A 15,851-nucleotide genomic window follows, 5' to 3' on the forward strand; every position below is an offset into this window, starting at 1 on the left:
CGTTGGGCGCTCGTTTTACATAATGAGGGTACTGGACACTGGCATATGTAACAATATAAAGTGGCTTTTTTGCTACTTAAAATAAAAAAATCCAATCCATATATGGAAGGAGCAAGACACCAAATGACAAGAGAGTTCTCTTTAGAAAACACTCGTAATATTGGTATCATGGCTCACATCGATGCTGGTAAAACAACAGCAACTGAGCGTATTCTGTATTACACAGGACGTATTCATAAAATCGGTGAAACTCATGAAGGTGCATCTCAGATGGACTGGATGGAGCAAGAGCAAGAGCGTGGTATCACAATTACTTCTGCTGCAACTACAGCTCAATGGAAAGGTCATCGTGTAAACATCATTGATACTCCAGGACACGTAGACTTCACAGTAGAAGTAGAACGTTCTTTACGCGTACTTGATGGTGCGGTAGCAGTACTTGATGCACAATCTGGTGTAGAACCACAAACAGAAACTGTTTGGCGTCAGGCTACTACTTACGGTGTACCTCGTATCGTATTCGTTAACAAAATGGATAAGATTGGTGCAGATTTCTTATACTCTGTAGGAACAATCCACGATCGTTTACAAGCAAACGCACATCCAATTCAGTTACCAATCGGTGCTGAAGACGAGTTCAATGGTATCATTGACCTTGTTGAAGAGTGTGCTTACATGTACGGTAACGATTTAGGAACAGACATCGAGCGTGTCGAAATTCCTGAAGAGCACAAAGAATTAGCTGAAGAATACCGTGGAAAACTTATTGAAGCGGTAGCTGAGCTTGATGAAGAAATGATGATGAAGTACCTAGAAGGTGAAGAAATCACTGTAGAAGAGCTTAAAGCTGGTATCCGTAAGGCTACAACTTCTGTAGAATTCTTCCCAGTAATCTGTGGTTCTGCATTCAAAAATAAAGGTGTTCAAATTCTGTTAGACGCAGTTATCGACTACTTACCATCTCCATTAGATGTACCTGCTATTAAAGGTACTCTTCCGGATACAGATGAAGCTGTTGAGCGTAAGTCTAGCGATGAAGAACCATTCGCAGCTTTAGCATTCAAAATCATGACTGACCCTTATGTTGGTAAGTTAACGTTCTTCCGTGTGTACTCTGGTGTGTTAAACTCTGGATCATACGTGAAAAACTCAACTAAAGGTAAGCGTGAGCGTGTAGGACGTATCCTACAAATGCACGCTAACAGCCGTGAAGAGATTTCAACAGTTTACGCTGGTGATATCGCTGCTGCTGTAGGTTTAAAAGATACTACTACTGGTGATACTCTTTGTGATGAGAAGAGTCTTGTTATCCTTGAGTCTATGGAATTCCCAGAACCAGTTATCTCTGTAGCTATCGAACCAAAATCTAAAGCTGACCAAGATAAAATGGGTACAGCATTATCTAAGCTTTCTGAAGAAGATCCAACATTCCGTGCTCACACTGACCAAGAAACTGGCCAAACAATCATCGCTGGTATGGGTGAACTTCACCTTGATATCATCGTTGACCGTATGCGTCGTGAATTCAAAGTGGAAGCAAACGTTGGTGCTCCTCAGGTAGCATACCGTGAGACTTTCCGCGCTGCTGCGAAAGTTGAAGGTAAGTTCGCTCGTCAATCTGGTGGTCGTGGACAATTCGGTCACGTTTGGATTGAGTTTGAACCTAATGAAGAAGGTAAAGGTTTTGAATTCCAAAACAAAATCGTCGGTGGTGTAGTTCCACGTGAATACATCCCAGCTGTTGGAGCGGGTCTTGAAGACTCACTTAAAAATGGTGTACTAGCTGGTTATCCACTAGTTGACATCAAAGCTGCGTTAGTTGACGGATCTTACCATGATGTCGATTCATCTGAGATGGCGTTCAAAATCGCTGCATCTATGGCGCTTAAAGCTGCGGTTTCTAAATGTAGCCCAGTAATTCTTGAGCCAATGATGAAAGTTGAAGTTGTAATTCCTGAAGAGTACATGGGTGACATTATGGGCGACGTAACATCTCGTCGTGGACGTGTAGAAGGTATGGAAGCACGCGGTAACGCACAAGTTGTTCGCGCTATGGTTCCACTTTCTGAAATGTTCGGTTATGCAACGGCATTACGTTCTAACACTCAAGGACGCGGAACATTCTCAATGACATTTGATCATTATGAAGAAGTACCGAAGTCTGTTTCTGAAGAAATTATTAAAAAAAATAAAGGTGAATAATTGATTTTTATCGATTGTTCAAGTATAACTACTTATGTAAGCTTAGAAAGTGAGACTTGAGTTTCACTTTCTAGTCTAAATATAAAATAACCTATATAAACTAAGGAGGAATTTAGAATGGCTAAGGCTAAATTCGAACGTTCTAAACCCCATGTTAACATCGGTACAATCGGCCACGTTGACCATGGTAAAACTACATTAACTGCTGCGATCACTACAGTTCTTGCAAAAGCTGGTGGTGCTGAAGCACGCGGATACGATCAAATCGACGCTGCTCCAGAAGAAAGAGAGCGCGGAATCACAATCTCAACTGCACACGTTGAGTACGAAACTGAAACTCGTCACTATGCACACGTTGACTGCCCAGGTCACGCTGACTATGTTAAAAACATGATCACTGGTGCTGCTCAAATGGACGGCGGTATCTTAGTAGTATCTGCTGCTGATGGCCCAATGCCTCAAACACGTGAGCACATCCTTCTTTCTCGTCAAGTAGGTGTTCCTTACATCGTTGTATTCTTAAACAAATGCGACATGGTAGATGACGAAGAATTATTAGAATTAGTAGAAATGGAAGTTCGCGACCTATTATCTGAATACGGATTCCCAGGCGACGATATTCCTGTAATTAAAGGTTCTGCTCTTAAAGCTCTTCAAGGAGAAGCTGAGTGGGAAGAAAAAATCATCGAATTAATGACTGAAGTTGATGCTTACATCCCAACTCCAGAACGTGAAACTGACAAACCATTCTTAATGCCTATCGAGGATGTATTCTCTATCACAGGTCGTGGTACAGTTGCAACTGGTCGTGTTGAGCGCGGTATCGTTAAAGTTGGTGACGTAGTAGAAATCATCGGTCTTGCTGAAGAGAATGCTTCTACAACTGTAACTGGTGTAGAAATGTTCCGTAAGCTTCTTGACCAAGCACAAGCTGGAGACAACATCGGTGCTCTACTTCGTGGGGTTGCTCGTGAAGACATCCAACGTGGACAAGTTCTTGCTAAAACTGGCTCTGTAAAAGCACACGCTAAATTCAAAGCTGAAGTTTTCGTATTATCTAAAGAAGAAGGTGGACGTCACACTCCATTCTTCGCTAACTACCGTCCTCAGTTCTACTTCCGTACAACTGACGTAACTGGTATCATCCAATTACCAGAAGGTACTGAAATGGTAATGCCTGGTGACAACATCGAAATGACTATCGAACTTATCGCTCCAATCGCTATCGAAGAGGGAACTAAATTCTCTATTCGTGAAGGTGGACGTACAGTAGGTTACGGTGTAGTTGCTACTATCGTTGAGTAATCTTAACTGATATAAAAAACCCCAAGGGATTTTCCTTTGGGGTTTTTCTTTGTGTTGATATAAGGAATAAGATAATGTTTTTACGTTTTGACGAGTTTCTTCTATAGTATATAAAAAAGCAATAAAACAAAACCCAGAAACTGTAAAATGAATTATGGTAGATGAAAACTTGAAATTCTTTAAAGTGCCATGTATAATAGCAAAAGTAGAGAAAAGCAGATGCAAACAAAAAGATGCTTGCATCTAGACGAATAACATTGTATAATAGACAATGTTGGTCTTTGACTGCGATGAAGTGGAAGGTTGCTGACACACCCGGCCGCTTTGCCATGGCATGGTGTGGGGAAATTTCCATGGAGAAGGTCTATTTTAGAAATAGGCGAACGAAGGAGGGAAAATAATGGCAAAAGAAAAAATTCGTATCCGTTTAAAAGCTTATGATCACCGTATTCTTGATCAATCAGCTGAGAAAATTGTAGAAACAGCTAAGCGTTCTGGGGCAACAGTTTCTGGTCCGATCCCATTACCAACTGAGAAGACTATTTACACAATTCTTCGTGCTGTTCATAAGTACAAAGATTCTCGTGAACAATTCGAAATGCGTACGCACAAACGTCTAATCGACATCGTGAGTCCTACTCCGCAAACAGTAGATTCATTAATGCGTTTAGACTTACCATCTGGTGTAGATATCGAAATCAAACTATAATTCATATAACTTAAAAATGTAGGAGGTGTAACTCATGACCAAAGGAATCTTAGGAAGAAAGATCGGTATGACTCAAGTATTTGCTGAGAACGGTGAGTTAATCCCAGTAACGGTAATCGCTGCTAATCCAAACGTTGTTCTTCAAAAGAAAACAACTGAAACTGATGGCTACAACGCAATTCAGTTAGGATTTGAAGATAAACGTGAAAAGTTAACTAACAAACCTGAACAAGGCCACACTGCTAAAGCATCTACAACTCCTAAGCGCTTCATTCGCGAAATCCGCGATGCAGACGTGGACGGATTAGAGGTTGGTCAAGAGGTAAAAGTTGAAGTTTTCGCTGCAGGTGAAATCGTTGACGTAACAGGAATTTCTAAAGGTAAAGGTTTCCAAGGTGTTATCAAACGCCACGGACAATCTCGCGGACCTATGTCTCATGGTTCTCGCTATCACCGTCGTCCAGGTTCAATGGGGCCAGTTGCTCCGAACCGTGTATTCAAAGGTAAAAAACTTGCTGGACGTATGGGTGGAGACCAAGTTACTATCCAAAACTTAGAAATCGTTCAAGTTGACACTGAGCGCAACTTATTACTAGTAAAAGGTAACGTTCCAGGTGCTAAGAAATCTCTTGTAGTTGTTCAAGGCGCTGTGAAGGTTAGCAAATAATTCACAATAGGAAGGAGGAATTCCAATGCCAAAAGTTACTGTATATAACCAAACTGGTTCACAGGTTGGTGAAATCGAATTAGCTGAAGCTATTTTCGGTATCGAACCAAATGAAGCTGTACTTTTCGAAGCTGTAATGATGCAACGTGCATCTTTACGTCAAGGTACACACAAAGTAAAAACTCGCTCTGAAGTTCGCGGTGGTGGTCGTAAACCATGGCGTCAAAAAGGAACTGGACGTGCTCGTCAAGGTTCTATCCGCTCTCCTCAATGGCGTGGTGGTGGTACGGTATTCGGACCTACACCAAGAAGCTATGCGTACAAACTTCCTAAGAAAGTTCGTCGTTTAGCGATCAAATCTGCATTAGCTACTAAAGTAGTTGAGAACAACATTGTAGTTCTTGAAGACCTAGTGTTAAATGCACCAAAAACAAAAGACATGGTAACAGTACTTAAAGGATTAACTGTTGAGAAGAAAGCTCTTATCGTAACTGCTGATGCAAACGAATCTGTAGAGTTATCTGCTCGCAATATCCCTGGAGTAACAGTAATCACTGCTGATGGCGTAAACGTGCTAGATGTGCTTCATCATGATAAGTTAATCATGACAAAAGCGGCAGTGGCAAAAGTAGAGGAGGTGCTTGCATAATGAGAGATCCTCGTGATATCATTAAGCGCCCAGTTATCACTGAACGTTCTATGGAAATGATGGCTGAAAAAAAATATACGTTCGACGTGGACGTTAAATCTAATAAAACAGAAGTTAAAGACGCTATCGAAGCGATCTTTGGTGTTAATGTAGACAAAGTAAACATCATGAACTACAAGCCGAAAGCAAAACGTGTTGGTCGTCACGCTGGTTTTACTAGCCGTCGTCGTAAAGCAATCGTTAAGCTAACTGCTGACAGCAAAGAAATCGAAATCTTCCAAGGCGTTTAATTCTTACTAAAGAAGGAGGGAAATTGAGATGGGAATTAAAAAGTATAATCCAACTACTAACGGTCGTCGTAACATGACTACGAATGATTTCGCTGAAATCACGACTGACAGACCAGAAAAGTCTTTACTTGCTCCTTTAAGCAAAAAGGCTGGTCGTAATAACCAAGGTAAAATTACTGTACGTCATCAAGGTGGCGGACATAAGCGTCAATACCGTATCATCGACTTTAAGCGTAACAAAGATGGAATTCCAGGACGCGTTGCTACGATCGAATACGATCCAAACCGCTCTGCGAATATCGCATTAATTAATTACGTTGACGGTGAAAAACGTTACATTCTTGCTCCTAAAACTTTAGAAGTAGGTATGGAAGTTATGTCTGGCCCAGAAGCTGACATTAAAATCGGTAACGCATTACCATTAATCAACATTCCAGTAGGTACTGTTGTTCATAACATCGAGCTTAAGCCTGGTCGTGGCGGACAATTAGTTCGTTCTGCTGGTACATCTGCTCAAGTACTTGGTAAAGAAGGTAAATACGTACTTGTACGTTTAACTTCTGGTGAAGTACGTCTTGTATTATCTGCTTGTCGCGCTTCAATCGGTCAAGTTGGTAACGAACAACACGAACTTATCAAAATCGGTAAAGCAGGTCGCTCTCGCTGGTTAGGTAAGCGCCCAACAGTTCGTGGTTCTGTAATGAACCCGGTTGATCACCCACACGGTGGTGGTGAAGGACGCTCTCCAATCGGACGTAAGTCTCCAATGTCTCCATGGGGTAAACCAACTCTTGGATTCAAGACTCGTAAGAAAAACAAAGCGTCTGATAAATTTATCGTTCGTCGTCGTAAAAAATAATGGGATTGTAGTACGGTTCATTTCAAGAACCGTACGCCAATCACGAAGGGAGGCACCAAAATGGCTCGTAGCTTAAAAAAAGGACCATTTGTCGATGATCACTTAATGAGCAAAATGGAAAAATTAGTTGCATCTGAGCAAAAACAAGTTGTTAAAACTTGGTCTCGCCGTTCAACTATCTTCCCTCAGTTCATCGGACACACAATCGCTGTATATGATGGTCGTAAACACGTACCTGTGTACATCACTGAGGATATGGTTGGCCATAAGTTAGGTGAATTCGCACCAACTCGTACGTATAAAGGTCACCTTGCTGACGATAAGAAAACTAGAAGATAATGAGAGGAGGCACTTCAATGCAAGCTAAAGCAGTAGCGAGAACAGTTCGTATTGCTCCTCGTAAAGTTCGTTTAGTAGTAGACTTAATCCGAGGTAAGCAAGTGGGTGAAGCGATTGCTATCCTTAACCACACACCAAAAACTGCTTCTCCAGTTGTAGAAAAAGTTTTAAAATCTGCAATCGCAAATGCAGAGCACAATTATGAGATGGATATTAACAACCTAGTTGTTGAAAAAGTCTTCGTTGACGAAGGTCCAACGTTGAAACGTTTCCGTCCACGTGCAATGGGTCGTGCAAGCCAAATTAACAAACGCACAAGCCACATCACAGTTGTGGTATCAGAAAAGAAGGAGGGATAATCGATGGGTCAGAAGGTTAATCCAATTGGTCTTCGTGTCGGTGTTATCCGTGACTGGGAATCTCGTTGGTTCGCTGAGAAAGATTACGCTACATTATTACATGAAGACATCAAAATCCGTGAGTACATTACTGTACGCTTAAAAGATTCTGCTGTTGCTAAAGTAGAAATCGAACGTGCAGCAAATCGTGTAAATGTTACAATTCACACTGCAAAACCTGGTATGGTAATTGGTAAAGGTGGTACTGAAGTTGAAGCACTTCGTAAAGCTCTTAACCAATTAACAGGCAAGCGTGTACACATCAACATTTTAGAAGTTAAGAGAGCTGATCTTAACGCTAAATTAGTAGGCGAAAACATCGCTCGTCAATTAGAAAACCGTGTATCATTCCGTCGTGCACAAAAGCAAGTTATTCAACGTGCTATGCGTGCAGGTGCTAAAGGTATTAAAACACAGGTTTCTGGTCGTCTTGGCGGAGCTGATATCGCTCGTGCAGAATCTTACAGTGAAGGAACTGTTCCACTTCATACACTTCGCGCTGATATTGACTATGCAGCAGTTGAAGCTGATACAACATACGGTAAATTAGGCGTAAAAGTATGGATCTACCGTGGAGAAGTCCTTCCTACAAAAAAGAAAGCTTCTGAGGAAGGAGGAAAATAATATGTTAATGCCAAAACGCGTAAAATATCGTAGAGAGCATCGTGGTAAAATGCGTGGTCGTGCAAAAGGTGGAACTGAAATTGCTTTCGGTGAATTCGGTTTACAAGCACAAGCTGCTTCATGGATTACAAACCGTCAAATCGAAGCTGCTCGTCGTGCAATGACTCGTTACATGAAACGTGGCGGTAAAGTATGGATTAAAATTTTCCCTTCTAAACCTTACACTGCAAAACCTCTAGAAGTACGTATGGGTTCCGGTAAAGGGGCACCAGAAGGCTGGGTAGCAGTAGTAAAACCTGGGAAAATTATGTTTGAAATCGCGGGTGTATCTGAAGAGGTAGCACGCGAAGCATTACGTCTTGCAGCTCACAAGTTACCTGTGAAATGTAAATTCGTAAAACGTGAAGAAAATGGTGGTGAATCTAATGAAAACTAATGATATTCGTGAATTAACCACTGCCGAAATCGAAACAAAAGTTAAAGCTTTAAAGGAAGAATTGTTCAATCTTCGCTTCCAACTTGCTACAGGACAATTAGAGAATCCAACTCGCATCCGTGAAGTGCGTAAAGCGATTGCTCGTATGAAAACTGTAGTTCGTGAAAGAGAGATCGGAATTAATCGATAAATTGAGGGGAGGTTTGCATAGTGAGCGAACGTAACCAACGCAAAGTTTATACTGGTCGTGTTGTGTCTGATAAAATGGACAAAACGATTACAGTTTTAGTTGAAACTTACAAAACTCATTCCTTGTACGGAAAACGCGTTAAGTATTCTAAAAAGTACAAAGCCCATGATGAGCAAAACCAAGCGAAACTTGGCGATATCGTTAAAATCATGGAAACTCGCCCGCTTTCTGCTACTAAGCGTTTCCGTTTAGTTGAAATCGTTGAAGAAGCGGTTATTATCTAAATAGACGAATCGGAATTTTTAGTCCGAAGGGAGGTTTCATAACATGATCCAACAAGAATCTCGTTTGAAAGTTGCTGACAACTCTGGTGCACGTGAACTTTTAACAATTAAAGTATTAGGCGGCTCTGGTCGTAAATATGCTAATATTGGTGATATTATCGTTGCTACGGTAAAACAAGCAACACCAGGTGGCGTTGTTAAAAAAGGTGACGTTGTTAAGGCAGTAGTGGTACGTACGAAGAGCGGAGCTCGTCGTCCGGACGGTTCTTACATTAAATTTGATGAAAACGCAGCGGTTATCATCAAAGACGATAAGAGCCCACGTGGTACTCGTATCTTCGGACCAGTAGCTCGTGAATTACGTGATAGCAACTTCATGAAGATCGTTTCTTTAGCTCCAGAAGTTCTATAATTTAAGGTATTGCCTTGCTAAGGAGGTGCAGAATTAAGATGCATGTAAAAAAAGGTGATAAAGTTCAGGTAATCACTGGTAAAGACAAAGGAAAACAAGGTGTTATCCTTGTGGCTTTCCCAAAGCAAAACCGTGTTATCGTTGAGGGTGTTAACATCGTTAAAAAACACTCTAAGCCATCTCAATTAAATCCACAAGGTGGAATTATTACGAAAGAAGCACCTATTCACGTTTCTAATGTTATGGTATTAGATCCGAAAACAGGCGAACCTACTCGCGTAGGCTTCAAAGTAGAAGATGGTAAAAAAGTTCGTATTGCAAAAAAATCTGGTGAATTATTAGATAAATAATTTTCTTAAGAAAGGAGGTCACTTCATTGAATCGCCTTAAAGAGAAGTTCCAAAAGGAAATTACTCCTGCTCTAATGAGCAAGTTTAACTATAAATCTGTGATGGAAGTACCGAAAATCGAAAAGATCGTAATCAACACTGGTGTTGGTGACGCGGTATCTAACTCAAAAGCTTTAGACAATGCAGTAGAAGAATTAACTCAAATCGCAGGTCAAAAACCTGTTGTAACTCGCGCTAAAAAATCAATCGCTGGTTTCCGTCTTCGTGAAGGTATGCCAATCGGTGCGAAAGTAACTTTACGCGGACAACAAATGTATGAGTTCTTCGACAAATTAGTATCAGTTTCTTTACCACGTGTACGTGATTTCCGTGGTGTTTCTAAGAAATCATTCGATGGTCGTGGGAACTACACATTAGGTGTTAAAGAGCAACTAATTTTCCCTGAGATTGATTATGATAAAGTAAGTAAAGTCCGCGGTATGGACATCGTAATCGTTACTACAGCGAAAACTGATGAAGAAGCTCGTGAACTTTTAACACAATTCGGTATGCCATTCCAAAAATAATGGAAGCCAACGCTAAGTAGAGGAGGCGAAAACGTGGCTAAAAAATCTATGATCGCGAAACAAAAGCGTACTCCTAAGTTTAAAGTACAAGAGTATACACGTTGCGAACGCTGCGGTCGTCCGCATTCTGTATACCGCAAATTTAAGCTTTGCCGTATTTGTTTCCGTGAACTTGCATATAAAGGTCAAATTCCTGGTGTTAAAAAAGCTAGTTGGTAAAACCCACAAATGGGAAGGAGGTAAAACACATGGTGATGACAGATCCAATTGCAGACATGCTTACTCGCATCCGTAATGCGAACATGGTACGTCATGAGAAATTAGAAGTTCCTGCTTCTAAAATCAAAAAAGAGATCGCTGAACTTTTAAAACGTGAAGGTTTCATTCGTGATGTAGAATACATCGAGGATAACAAACAAGGTATCCTTCGTATTTTCCTGAAATATGGTGCAAACAATGAACGTGTAATCACTGGATTAAAACGTATCAGTAAACCTGGCTTACGCGTTTACGCTAAAGCTGACGAAGTACCACGTGTACTTAACGGATTAGGTATCGCTCTTGTTTCTACATCTAAGGGAGTAATGACAGACAAAGACGCTCGTCAATTACAAACTGGTGGAGAAGTAGTAGCATACGTTTGGTAATATATATTTAAAACGAACGGAGGTGTGACCACATGTCTCGTATTGGTAAAAAGATTCTTGAAATCCCTGCAGGTGTTACTATTACAATTGCAGAAGACAATACTGTAACAGTAAAAGGCCCTAAAGGTGAATTAACTCGTACATTCAATGCTGATATGTCTATCAAAATTGAAGAAAATACACTAACAGTTGAGCGTCCATCTGAACAGAAGGAACACCGTGCATTACACGGTACAACTCGTGCTTTAATCGGAAACATGGTTGAAGGTGTAACTGCAGGTTTCGCACGCGGACTTGAATTAGTCGGTGTTGGTTACCGTGCTCAAAAACAAGGAGATAAACTTGTTTTAAGCGTAGGTTATTCTCATCCAGTAGAAATGACTCCGGAAGCAGGTCTTGAAGTTGAAGTACCTGCACCAACTAAAATCGTAATTAAAGGTATCGACAAGCAACGTGTTGGCGAATTTGCTGCTAACATCCGTGCTGTACGTGCTCCTGAACCATATAAAGGTAAAGGTATTCGTTACGAAGGCGAAGTTGTTCGTCGTAAAGAAGGTAAAACTGCTAAGTAAACCCGTTAGGTGAGAGAAAGGAGTGACAAGAATGATCACTAAAGCTGCTAAAAATGCGACTCGTAAGAAAAGACATGCACGTGTACGTGCTAAACTTACTGGTACTGCAGAACGTCCACGTTTAAACGTGTACCGTTCTAACCAACATATTTACGCTCAAGTTATTGATGATGTAAATGGTGTAACATTAGTAAGTGCATCTACTCTTGATAAAGACCTTGCTCTTAACGGTACTAGCAACACTGAAGCTGCTACGAAAGTTGGAGAATCAGTTGCTAAGCGTGCTGTAGAGAAAGGCGTTAAAGAAGTAGTATTTGATCGCGGTGGTTACTTATACCATGGCCGTGTTAAAGCTCTAGCTGAAGCTGCTCGTGAGGCTGGATTACAATTTTAATGGTCAAAGGAGGGAAAATTGATGCAACGCATTGACCCAAGTAAATTAGAACTTGAAGAACGTGTAGTTACGATAAATCGTGTCGCGAAAGTTGTTAAGGGTGGTCGTCGTTTCCGCTTTGCTGCACTAGTTGTAGTTGGCGATAAAAACGGTCATGTTGGATTCGGTACTGGTAAAGCACAAGAGGTACCAGACGCAATTCGTAAAGCTATCGAAGACGCTAAGAAAAACCTAATCGCAGTACCATTAGTTGGTACAACAATTCCACACACAATCAACGGTCATTTTGGAGCTGGTGAAGTATTCTTAAAACCTGCTGCTGAGGGTACTGGTGTTATTGCTGGTGGACCTGTTCGTGCGGTACTAGAATTAGCTGGTGTACAAGATATTCTTTCGAAATCTCTTGGTTCTAACACACCAATCAACATGATTCGCGCTACTGTGAACGGATTAAGCGAACTTAAGCGCGCTGAAGATGTTGCAAAATTACGCGGTAAATCTGTAGAAGAGCTACTAGGTTAAGGAGGGAAAACAAATGGCGAAAAAGTTAGAAATTACCCTCACTCGTAGTGTAATTGGTCGTCCACAAGATCAACGTGCGACGGTAGAAGCTTTAGGTCTTAAAAAGTTGAATTCAACTGTAGTTAAGGAAGAAACTCCTGCTATTCTTGGTATGATCAACAAAGTTTCTCACCTTATAACTGTAAAAGAAGCTTAAGGATAACTCATTAATATAAGGAGGTGCCTGGGAATGAAACTTCATGAATTAAAACCTGCAGAAGGTTCTCGTAAAGTACGTAACCGTGTCGGTCGTGGTATCGGTTCTGGTAACGGTAAAACTGCTGGTAGAGGTCATAAAGGACAAAACGCACGTTCTGGCGGCGGTGTTCGTCTTGGCTTCGAAGGTGGTCAAACTCCACTATTCCGTCGTTTACCAAAACGCGGCTTCACAAACATTAACCGTAAAGAGTTTACTATTGTAAACTTATCAACGTTAAATCGTTTTGAAGATGGTACAGAAGTAACACCTGAATTATTGCTGGAAACTGGCGTTATCAGCAAATTAAACGACGGTGTTAAAATTCTTGCAAGCGGTGCAGTAGAGAAAAAATTAACTGTTAAAGCGCACAAGTTCTCTTCAAGTGCTAAAGAAGCAATTGAAGCAGCTGGCGGATCAGTTGAGGTGATCTAATGTTTCGTACAATCTCCAACTTTATGCGCGTTGCTGAGATAAGACGTAAAATATTATTCACTTTAGCGATGTTAATCGTATTCAGGATTGGCACATTTATCCCAGTGCCATTTACAAATGGAGACGTACTGAAAGCACAAGATCAATTAAATGCCTTAGGTATACTAAATACATTTGGCGGTGGCGCCTTGAAGAACTTCTCCATCTTCGCGATGGGAATCATGCCGTATATTACAGCATCCATCATCGTGCAATTATTGCAGATGGATGTTGTTCCTAAATTTTCGGAATGGTCGAAGCAAGGTGAAATGGGCCGTCGTAAACTAACGCAATTCACGCGTTACTTTACAATTGTTCTTGCGTTTATTCAGGGGTTTGGTATGTCAATCGGTTTTAACGGTATGGTAGGTGGGCAATTAATTTTGAATCCTGGTTGGAGCACTTATTTATACATTGCTACGGTACTGACTGCTGGTACTGCATTTTTAATGTGGTTAGGTGAACAGATTACATCTAAAGGTGTAGGTAATGGTATTTCCATCCTCATCTTTGGTGGTATTGCCGCAGCGATCCCAAGTGTTATATCTCAAGTGTATCAACAACAGTTTCAAAATATCGGAGATCAATTGTTCATGAGTATCGTTAAAGTTGCATTGATCTTACTAGCTGTGCTAGCAGTTATTGTTGGTGTTATTTTCATTCAACAGGCTGTTAGAAAGATCCCAATTCAATATGCGAAGCGTGTAACAGGAGGGAATGGGAATCATGCTGGAGCACAAAACACTCATTTACCACTTAAGGTAAATAGTGCGGGTGTTATTCCAGTCATTTTTGCTGTTTCATTCTTAATTACGCCACCAACTATTGCACAGTTCTTCCCGAACCATGATGTGTCGCAGTGGATTATTGCAAACTTTAACTATTCTCACCCAGTGGGAATGATTATATATGTTGCGCTCATTGTAGCCTTCACATATTTCTATGCATTTGTTCAGGTTAATCCAGAGCAAATGTCAGAGAATCTAAACAAGCAAGGTGGATATGTTCCAGGTATTCGTCCGGGTAAGAATACAGAACAATATCTAACAAAAATCTTGTATCGTTTGACCTTTGTAGGATCAATTTTCCTAGCAGCGATTGCAATCTTACCAGTTATCTTTACGAAATTGGGAAATCTTCCTCCATCTGCACAGATTGGTGGAACGAGTATGTTAATCGTTGTCGGCGTTGCTTTAGAAACAATGAAGCAGCTAGAAAGCCAATTGGTAAAACGCCATTACAAAGGGTTTATCAAGCAGTGAGTAAGTGGGAAGAATTGTCTTCCCTACATGCTCATGTACTGAGGGGGAACAAGGATGAACTTAATCTTAATGGGGCTTCCTGGTGCTGGTAAAGGTACACAAGCCGAACAGATTGTTGCCAAGTATAACATCCCTCACATCTCAACAGGAGATATGTTCCGTGCAGCTATGAAGGCTGAAACTGAACTTGGTTTACAAGCAAAATCTTTTATTGATAAAGGCGCGCTTGTTCCAGATGAAGTTACAATCGGAATTGTTCGTGAACGTTTAAGTCAAGAAGACTGTATTAAAGGCTTCTTATTAGATGGTTTCCCACGAACTGTTGCACAAGCATCAGCTCTTGAAGAGATTATGAAAGATCTTGGCAAAAAAATCGACTATGTTTTAAACATTAATGTGGATTCAGGGTTGTTATTAACACGCCTTACAGGCCGTCGTATTTGTAAAGAGTGCGGTGCGACTTACCACTTAGAATTCAATCCACCAGCAAAAGCTGATGTGTGCGATAAATGTGGTGGCGAATTATATCAACGCTCTGATGACAATGAAGAAACTGTAGCAAATCGTTTAGATGTAAATATTAAGCAAACAAAACCTTTGCTTGATTTCTACGAGGAGCTTGGTTACTTACAAAGCATTAATGGTGAGCAAGATATCAATAAAGTATTTGCTGATATCGATGTTCTCATCGGGGGCTTAGCGTAATGATCATCTGCAAAACTCCTCGCGAGATAGAAATCATGCGAGAAGCTGGCAGGATCGTTGCTTTAACTCATCAAGAGTTGAAACAACATATTACTCCAGGAATTACAACGAAAGAGCTCGATCAAATAGCGGAAAAGACGATTCGAAAATATGGTGCTACGCCATCTTTTAAAGGATACAACGGATTTCCGGGGAGCATATGTGCTTCTGTAAATGAAGAGCTTGTACACGGGATTCCAGGGAAGCGTAAGCTCGAAGAGGGCGATATCATCAGTATCGATATTGGTGCAAAATACAATGGGTACCATGGAGATTCTGCATGGACGTATCCAATTGGAAACATTTCTGAATCTGTTCAAAAGCTACTTGATGTCACAGAAAAATCGTTGTATCTTGGTCTAGAACAAGTAAAACCAGGCGAAAGATTATCAAATATCTCGCATGCGGTTCAAACCCATGCTGAAGAGAATGGATTCTCGATCGTTAGGGAGTATGTTGGTCACGGAATCGGGCAAGACTTACATGAGGACCCTCAAATCCCGCACTATGGTCCACCAAATAGAGGCCCTAGATTAAAGCCGGGAATGGTCATCTGTGTTGAGCCGATGGTGAATCAAGGAAGACGATATGTAAAAACACTATCTGATGACTGGACAGTGGTAACGGTAGATGGTAAATGGTGTGCACACTTTGAGCACACGATTGCTCTTACAGAAGCAGGATACGAAATCCTTACCACTTTATAAGTAGCTGGCTCTCC

Annotated in this window: 26 protein-coding genes; all 26 read left to right on the forward strand. The window is 41.0% G+C overall.

What is annotated here, in order from left to right:
* Nucleotides 1-123 precede the first annotated feature (123 nt).
* The 26 genes from fusA to map all read left to right on the forward strand — a co-directional run bounded on the left by fusA (nt 124) and on the right by map (nt 15,837).
* Nucleotides 124-2,202, forward strand: coding sequence for an elongation factor G (fusA, locus tag QUF93_RS03050; RefSeq protein ID WP_100062070.1), 2,079 nt, complete (start codon nt 124-126; stop codon nt 2,200-2,202).
* A gap of 117 nt (nt 2,203-2,319) precedes the next feature.
* The gene (tuf, locus tag QUF93_RS03055) at nt 2,320-3,507 is read left to right on the forward strand and encodes an elongation factor Tu (RefSeq protein ID WP_048374300.1); all 1,188 of its coding nucleotides are present in this window, start codon (nt 2,320-2,322) and stop codon (nt 3,505-3,507) included.
* 400 nt (nt 3,508-3,907) lie between these two features.
* The gene (gene rpsJ / locus QUF93_RS03060; RefSeq protein ID WP_001040595.1) at nt 3,908-4,216 is read left to right on the forward strand and encodes a 30S ribosomal protein S10; all 309 of its coding nucleotides are present in this window, start codon (nt 3,908-3,910) and stop codon (nt 4,214-4,216) included.
* A 34-nt stretch (nt 4,217-4,250) separates the two neighbouring features.
* Nucleotides 4,251-4,883, forward strand: a complete 633-nt coding sequence (gene rplC, locus QUF93_RS03065; RefSeq protein ID WP_000160209.1) for a 50S ribosomal protein L3 — start codon at nt 4,251-4,253, stop codon at nt 4,881-4,883.
* A gap of 25 nt (nt 4,884-4,908) precedes the next feature.
* The gene (rplD, locus tag QUF93_RS03070; protein WP_002115319.1) at nt 4,909-5,532 is read left to right on the forward strand and encodes a 50S ribosomal protein L4; all 624 of its coding nucleotides are present in this window, start codon (nt 4,909-4,911) and stop codon (nt 5,530-5,532) included.
* Nucleotides 5,532-5,822 carry a 50S ribosomal protein L23 gene (rplW, locus tag QUF93_RS03075; protein WP_001205557.1) on the forward strand — a complete coding sequence of 97 codons (291 nt, stop codon included), beginning with the start codon at nt 5,532-5,534 and terminating at the stop codon, nt 5,820-5,822. Before rplD ends, rplW begins: the two co-directional genes overlap by 1 nt.
* Nucleotides 5,823-5,850: 28 nt before the next feature.
* Nucleotides 5,851-6,681, forward strand: a complete 831-nt coding sequence (gene rplB, locus QUF93_RS03080; RefSeq protein ID WP_000511584.1) for a 50S ribosomal protein L2 — start codon at nt 5,851-5,853, stop codon at nt 6,679-6,681.
* Between the two features lie 60 nt (nt 6,682-6,741).
* Nucleotides 6,742-7,020 carry a 30S ribosomal protein S19 gene (rpsS, locus tag QUF93_RS03085; protein ID WP_000124454.1) on the forward strand — a complete coding sequence of 93 codons (279 nt, stop codon included), beginning with the start codon at nt 6,742-6,744 and terminating at the stop codon, nt 7,018-7,020.
* Nucleotides 7,021-7,037: 17 nt separating this feature from the next.
* A complete protein-coding gene (gene rplV, locus QUF93_RS03090) occupies nt 7,038-7,379 on the forward strand; it encodes a 50S ribosomal protein L22 (protein WP_001148024.1) in 342 nt (113 codons plus the stop codon).
* Between the two features lie 3 nt (nt 7,380-7,382).
* The gene (gene rpsC / locus QUF93_RS03095; protein WP_000529958.1) at nt 7,383-8,042 is read left to right on the forward strand and encodes a 30S ribosomal protein S3; all 660 of its coding nucleotides are present in this window, start codon (nt 7,383-7,385) and stop codon (nt 8,040-8,042) included.
* Nucleotide 8,043: 1 nt separating this feature from the next.
* Nucleotides 8,044-8,478, forward strand: a complete 435-nt coding sequence (gene rplP / locus QUF93_RS03100) for a 50S ribosomal protein L16 (protein WP_000928969.1) — start codon at nt 8,044-8,046, stop codon at nt 8,476-8,478.
* Nucleotides 8,468-8,668, forward strand: a complete 201-nt coding sequence (rpmC, locus tag QUF93_RS03105) for a 50S ribosomal protein L29 (RefSeq protein WP_000855718.1) — start codon at nt 8,468-8,470, stop codon at nt 8,666-8,668. The genes rplP and rpmC overlap by 11 nt, the downstream gene beginning before the upstream one ends.
* A 20-nt stretch (nt 8,669-8,688) precedes the next feature.
* Nucleotides 8,689-8,952 (forward strand): 30S ribosomal protein S17, encoded by a 264-nt coding sequence (gene rpsQ, locus QUF93_RS03110; RefSeq protein WP_000004106.1) that lies wholly within the window; start codon nt 8,689-8,691, stop codon nt 8,950-8,952.
* Between the two features lie 43 nt (nt 8,953-8,995).
* Nucleotides 8,996-9,364 carry a 50S ribosomal protein L14 gene (gene rplN / locus QUF93_RS03115; protein WP_000615912.1) on the forward strand — a complete coding sequence of 123 codons (369 nt, stop codon included), beginning with the start codon at nt 8,996-8,998 and terminating at the stop codon, nt 9,362-9,364.
* Nucleotides 9,365-9,402: 38 nt separating this feature from the next.
* Complete coding sequence (gene rplX / locus QUF93_RS03120; RefSeq protein WP_000558201.1) at nt 9,403-9,714, forward strand: 50S ribosomal protein L24; 312 nt, start codon at nt 9,403-9,405, stop codon at nt 9,712-9,714.
* A gap of 26 nt (nt 9,715-9,740) precedes the next feature.
* Nucleotides 9,741-10,280, forward strand: a complete 540-nt coding sequence (rplE, locus tag QUF93_RS03125) for a 50S ribosomal protein L5 (protein ID WP_002091528.1) — start codon at nt 9,741-9,743, stop codon at nt 10,278-10,280.
* Nucleotides 10,281-10,313: 33 nt separating this feature from the next.
* Nucleotides 10,314-10,499: a 30S ribosomal protein S14 gene (gene rpsN / locus QUF93_RS03130; protein ID WP_001085700.1), complete on the forward strand. Its 186-nt coding sequence runs from the start codon at nt 10,314-10,316 to the stop codon at nt 10,497-10,499.
* Between the two features lie 29 nt (nt 10,500-10,528).
* A complete protein-coding gene (rpsH, locus tag QUF93_RS03135) occupies nt 10,529-10,927 on the forward strand; it encodes a 30S ribosomal protein S8 (RefSeq protein ID WP_000245511.1) in 399 nt (132 codons plus the stop codon).
* Nucleotides 10,928-10,959: 32 nt separating this feature from the next.
* The gene (gene rplF / locus QUF93_RS03140; protein ID WP_002115328.1) at nt 10,960-11,499 is read left to right on the forward strand and encodes a 50S ribosomal protein L6; all 540 of its coding nucleotides are present in this window, start codon (nt 10,960-10,962) and stop codon (nt 11,497-11,499) included.
* Nucleotides 11,500-11,530: 31 nt separating this feature from the next.
* The gene (gene rplR / locus QUF93_RS03145; RefSeq protein WP_002009761.1) at nt 11,531-11,893 is read left to right on the forward strand and encodes a 50S ribosomal protein L18; all 363 of its coding nucleotides are present in this window, start codon (nt 11,531-11,533) and stop codon (nt 11,891-11,893) included.
* 21 nt (nt 11,894-11,914) lie between these two features.
* A complete protein-coding gene (gene rpsE / locus QUF93_RS03150; RefSeq protein ID WP_002009759.1) occupies nt 11,915-12,415 on the forward strand; it encodes a 30S ribosomal protein S5 in 501 nt (166 codons plus the stop codon).
* Between the two features lie 13 nt (nt 12,416-12,428).
* On the forward strand, nt 12,429-12,611 hold the full coding sequence (gene rpmD, locus QUF93_RS03155) for a 50S ribosomal protein L30 (RefSeq protein WP_001085231.1): 183 nt from the start codon (nt 12,429-12,431) through the stop codon (nt 12,609-12,611).
* Nucleotides 12,612-12,644: 33 nt separating this feature from the next.
* Nucleotides 12,645-13,085: a 50S ribosomal protein L15 gene (gene rplO, locus QUF93_RS03160; RefSeq protein WP_002009754.1), complete on the forward strand. Its 441-nt coding sequence runs from the start codon at nt 12,645-12,647 to the stop codon at nt 13,083-13,085.
* The gene (secY, locus tag QUF93_RS03165) at nt 13,085-14,386 is read left to right on the forward strand and encodes a preprotein translocase subunit SecY (protein ID WP_000490122.1); all 1,302 of its coding nucleotides are present in this window, start codon (nt 13,085-13,087) and stop codon (nt 14,384-14,386) included. Before rplO ends, secY begins: the two co-directional genes overlap by 1 nt.
* A gap of 54 nt (nt 14,387-14,440) precedes the next feature.
* Nucleotides 14,441-15,091 (forward strand): adenylate kinase, encoded by a 651-nt coding sequence (locus QUF93_RS03170; RefSeq protein ID WP_002063428.1) that lies wholly within the window; start codon nt 14,441-14,443, stop codon nt 15,089-15,091.
* Nucleotides 15,091-15,837 (forward strand): type I methionyl aminopeptidase, encoded by a 747-nt coding sequence (gene map, locus QUF93_RS03175; RefSeq protein WP_002115331.1) that lies wholly within the window; start codon nt 15,091-15,093, stop codon nt 15,835-15,837. Before QUF93_RS03170 ends, map begins: the two co-directional genes overlap by 1 nt.
* The last annotated feature ends 14 nt before the right edge of the window (nt 15,838-15,851 follow it).

The sequence above is a fragment of the Bacillus hominis genome (assembly GCF_030348325.1).
GTDB lineage: Bacteria > Bacillota > Bacilli > Bacillales > Bacillaceae_G > Bacillus_A > Bacillus_A hominis.

Coding starts and splice junctions, on each gene's coding strand:
- rplX (WP_000558201.1), top strand. CDS start 9,403: ATGCATGTAAAAAAAGGTGATAAAGTTCAGGTAATCACTGGTAAAGAC.
- rpmD (WP_001085231.1), top strand. CDS start 12,429: ATGGCGAAAAAGTTAGAAATTACCCTCACTCGTAGTGTAATTGGTCGT.
- rpsC (WP_000529958.1), top strand. CDS start 7,383: ATGGGTCAGAAGGTTAATCCAATTGGTCTTCGTGTCGGTGTTATCCGT.
- rpsJ (WP_001040595.1), top strand. CDS start 3,908: ATGGCAAAAGAAAAAATTCGTATCCGTTTAAAAGCTTATGATCACCGT.
- rplR (WP_002009761.1), top strand. CDS start 11,531: ATGATCACTAAAGCTGCTAAAAATGCGACTCGTAAGAAAAGACATGCA.
- rpsS (WP_000124454.1), top strand. CDS start 6,742: ATGGCTCGTAGCTTAAAAAAAGGACCATTTGTCGATGATCACTTAATG.
- rplC (WP_000160209.1), top strand. CDS start 4,251: ATGACCAAAGGAATCTTAGGAAGAAAGATCGGTATGACTCAAGTATTT.
- rpsE (WP_002009759.1), top strand. CDS start 11,915: ATGCAACGCATTGACCCAAGTAAATTAGAACTTGAAGAACGTGTAGTT.
- rplB (WP_000511584.1), top strand. CDS start 5,851: ATGGGAATTAAAAAGTATAATCCAACTACTAACGGTCGTCGTAACATG.
- rpsH (WP_000245511.1), top strand. CDS start 10,529: ATGGTGATGACAGATCCAATTGCAGACATGCTTACTCGCATCCGTAAT.
- rplV (WP_001148024.1), top strand. CDS start 7,038: ATGCAAGCTAAAGCAGTAGCGAGAACAGTTCGTATTGCTCCTCGTAAA.
- rplF (WP_002115328.1), top strand. CDS start 10,960: ATGTCTCGTATTGGTAAAAAGATTCTTGAAATCCCTGCAGGTGTTACT.
- rpmC (WP_000855718.1), top strand. CDS start 8,468: ATGAAAACTAATGATATTCGTGAATTAACCACTGCCGAAATCGAAACA.
- map (WP_002115331.1), top strand. CDS start 15,091: ATGATCATCTGCAAAACTCCTCGCGAGATAGAAATCATGCGAGAAGCT.
- QUF93_RS03170 (WP_002063428.1), top strand. CDS start 14,441: ATGAACTTAATCTTAATGGGGCTTCCTGGTGCTGGTAAAGGTACACAA.
- fusA (WP_100062070.1), top strand. CDS start 124: ATGACAAGAGAGTTCTCTTTAGAAAACACTCGTAATATTGGTATCATG.
- tuf (WP_048374300.1), top strand. CDS start 2,320: ATGGCTAAGGCTAAATTCGAACGTTCTAAACCCCATGTTAACATCGGT.
- rplW (WP_001205557.1), top strand. CDS start 5,532: ATGAGAGATCCTCGTGATATCATTAAGCGCCCAGTTATCACTGAACGT.
- rplO (WP_002009754.1), top strand. CDS start 12,645: ATGAAACTTCATGAATTAAAACCTGCAGAAGGTTCTCGTAAAGTACGT.
- rplN (WP_000615912.1), top strand. CDS start 8,996: ATGATCCAACAAGAATCTCGTTTGAAAGTTGCTGACAACTCTGGTGCA.
- secY (WP_000490122.1), top strand. CDS start 13,085: ATGTTTCGTACAATCTCCAACTTTATGCGCGTTGCTGAGATAAGACGT.
- rplD (WP_002115319.1), top strand. CDS start 4,909: ATGCCAAAAGTTACTGTATATAACCAAACTGGTTCACAGGTTGGTGAA.
- rplP (WP_000928969.1), top strand. CDS start 8,044: ATGTTAATGCCAAAACGCGTAAAATATCGTAGAGAGCATCGTGGTAAA.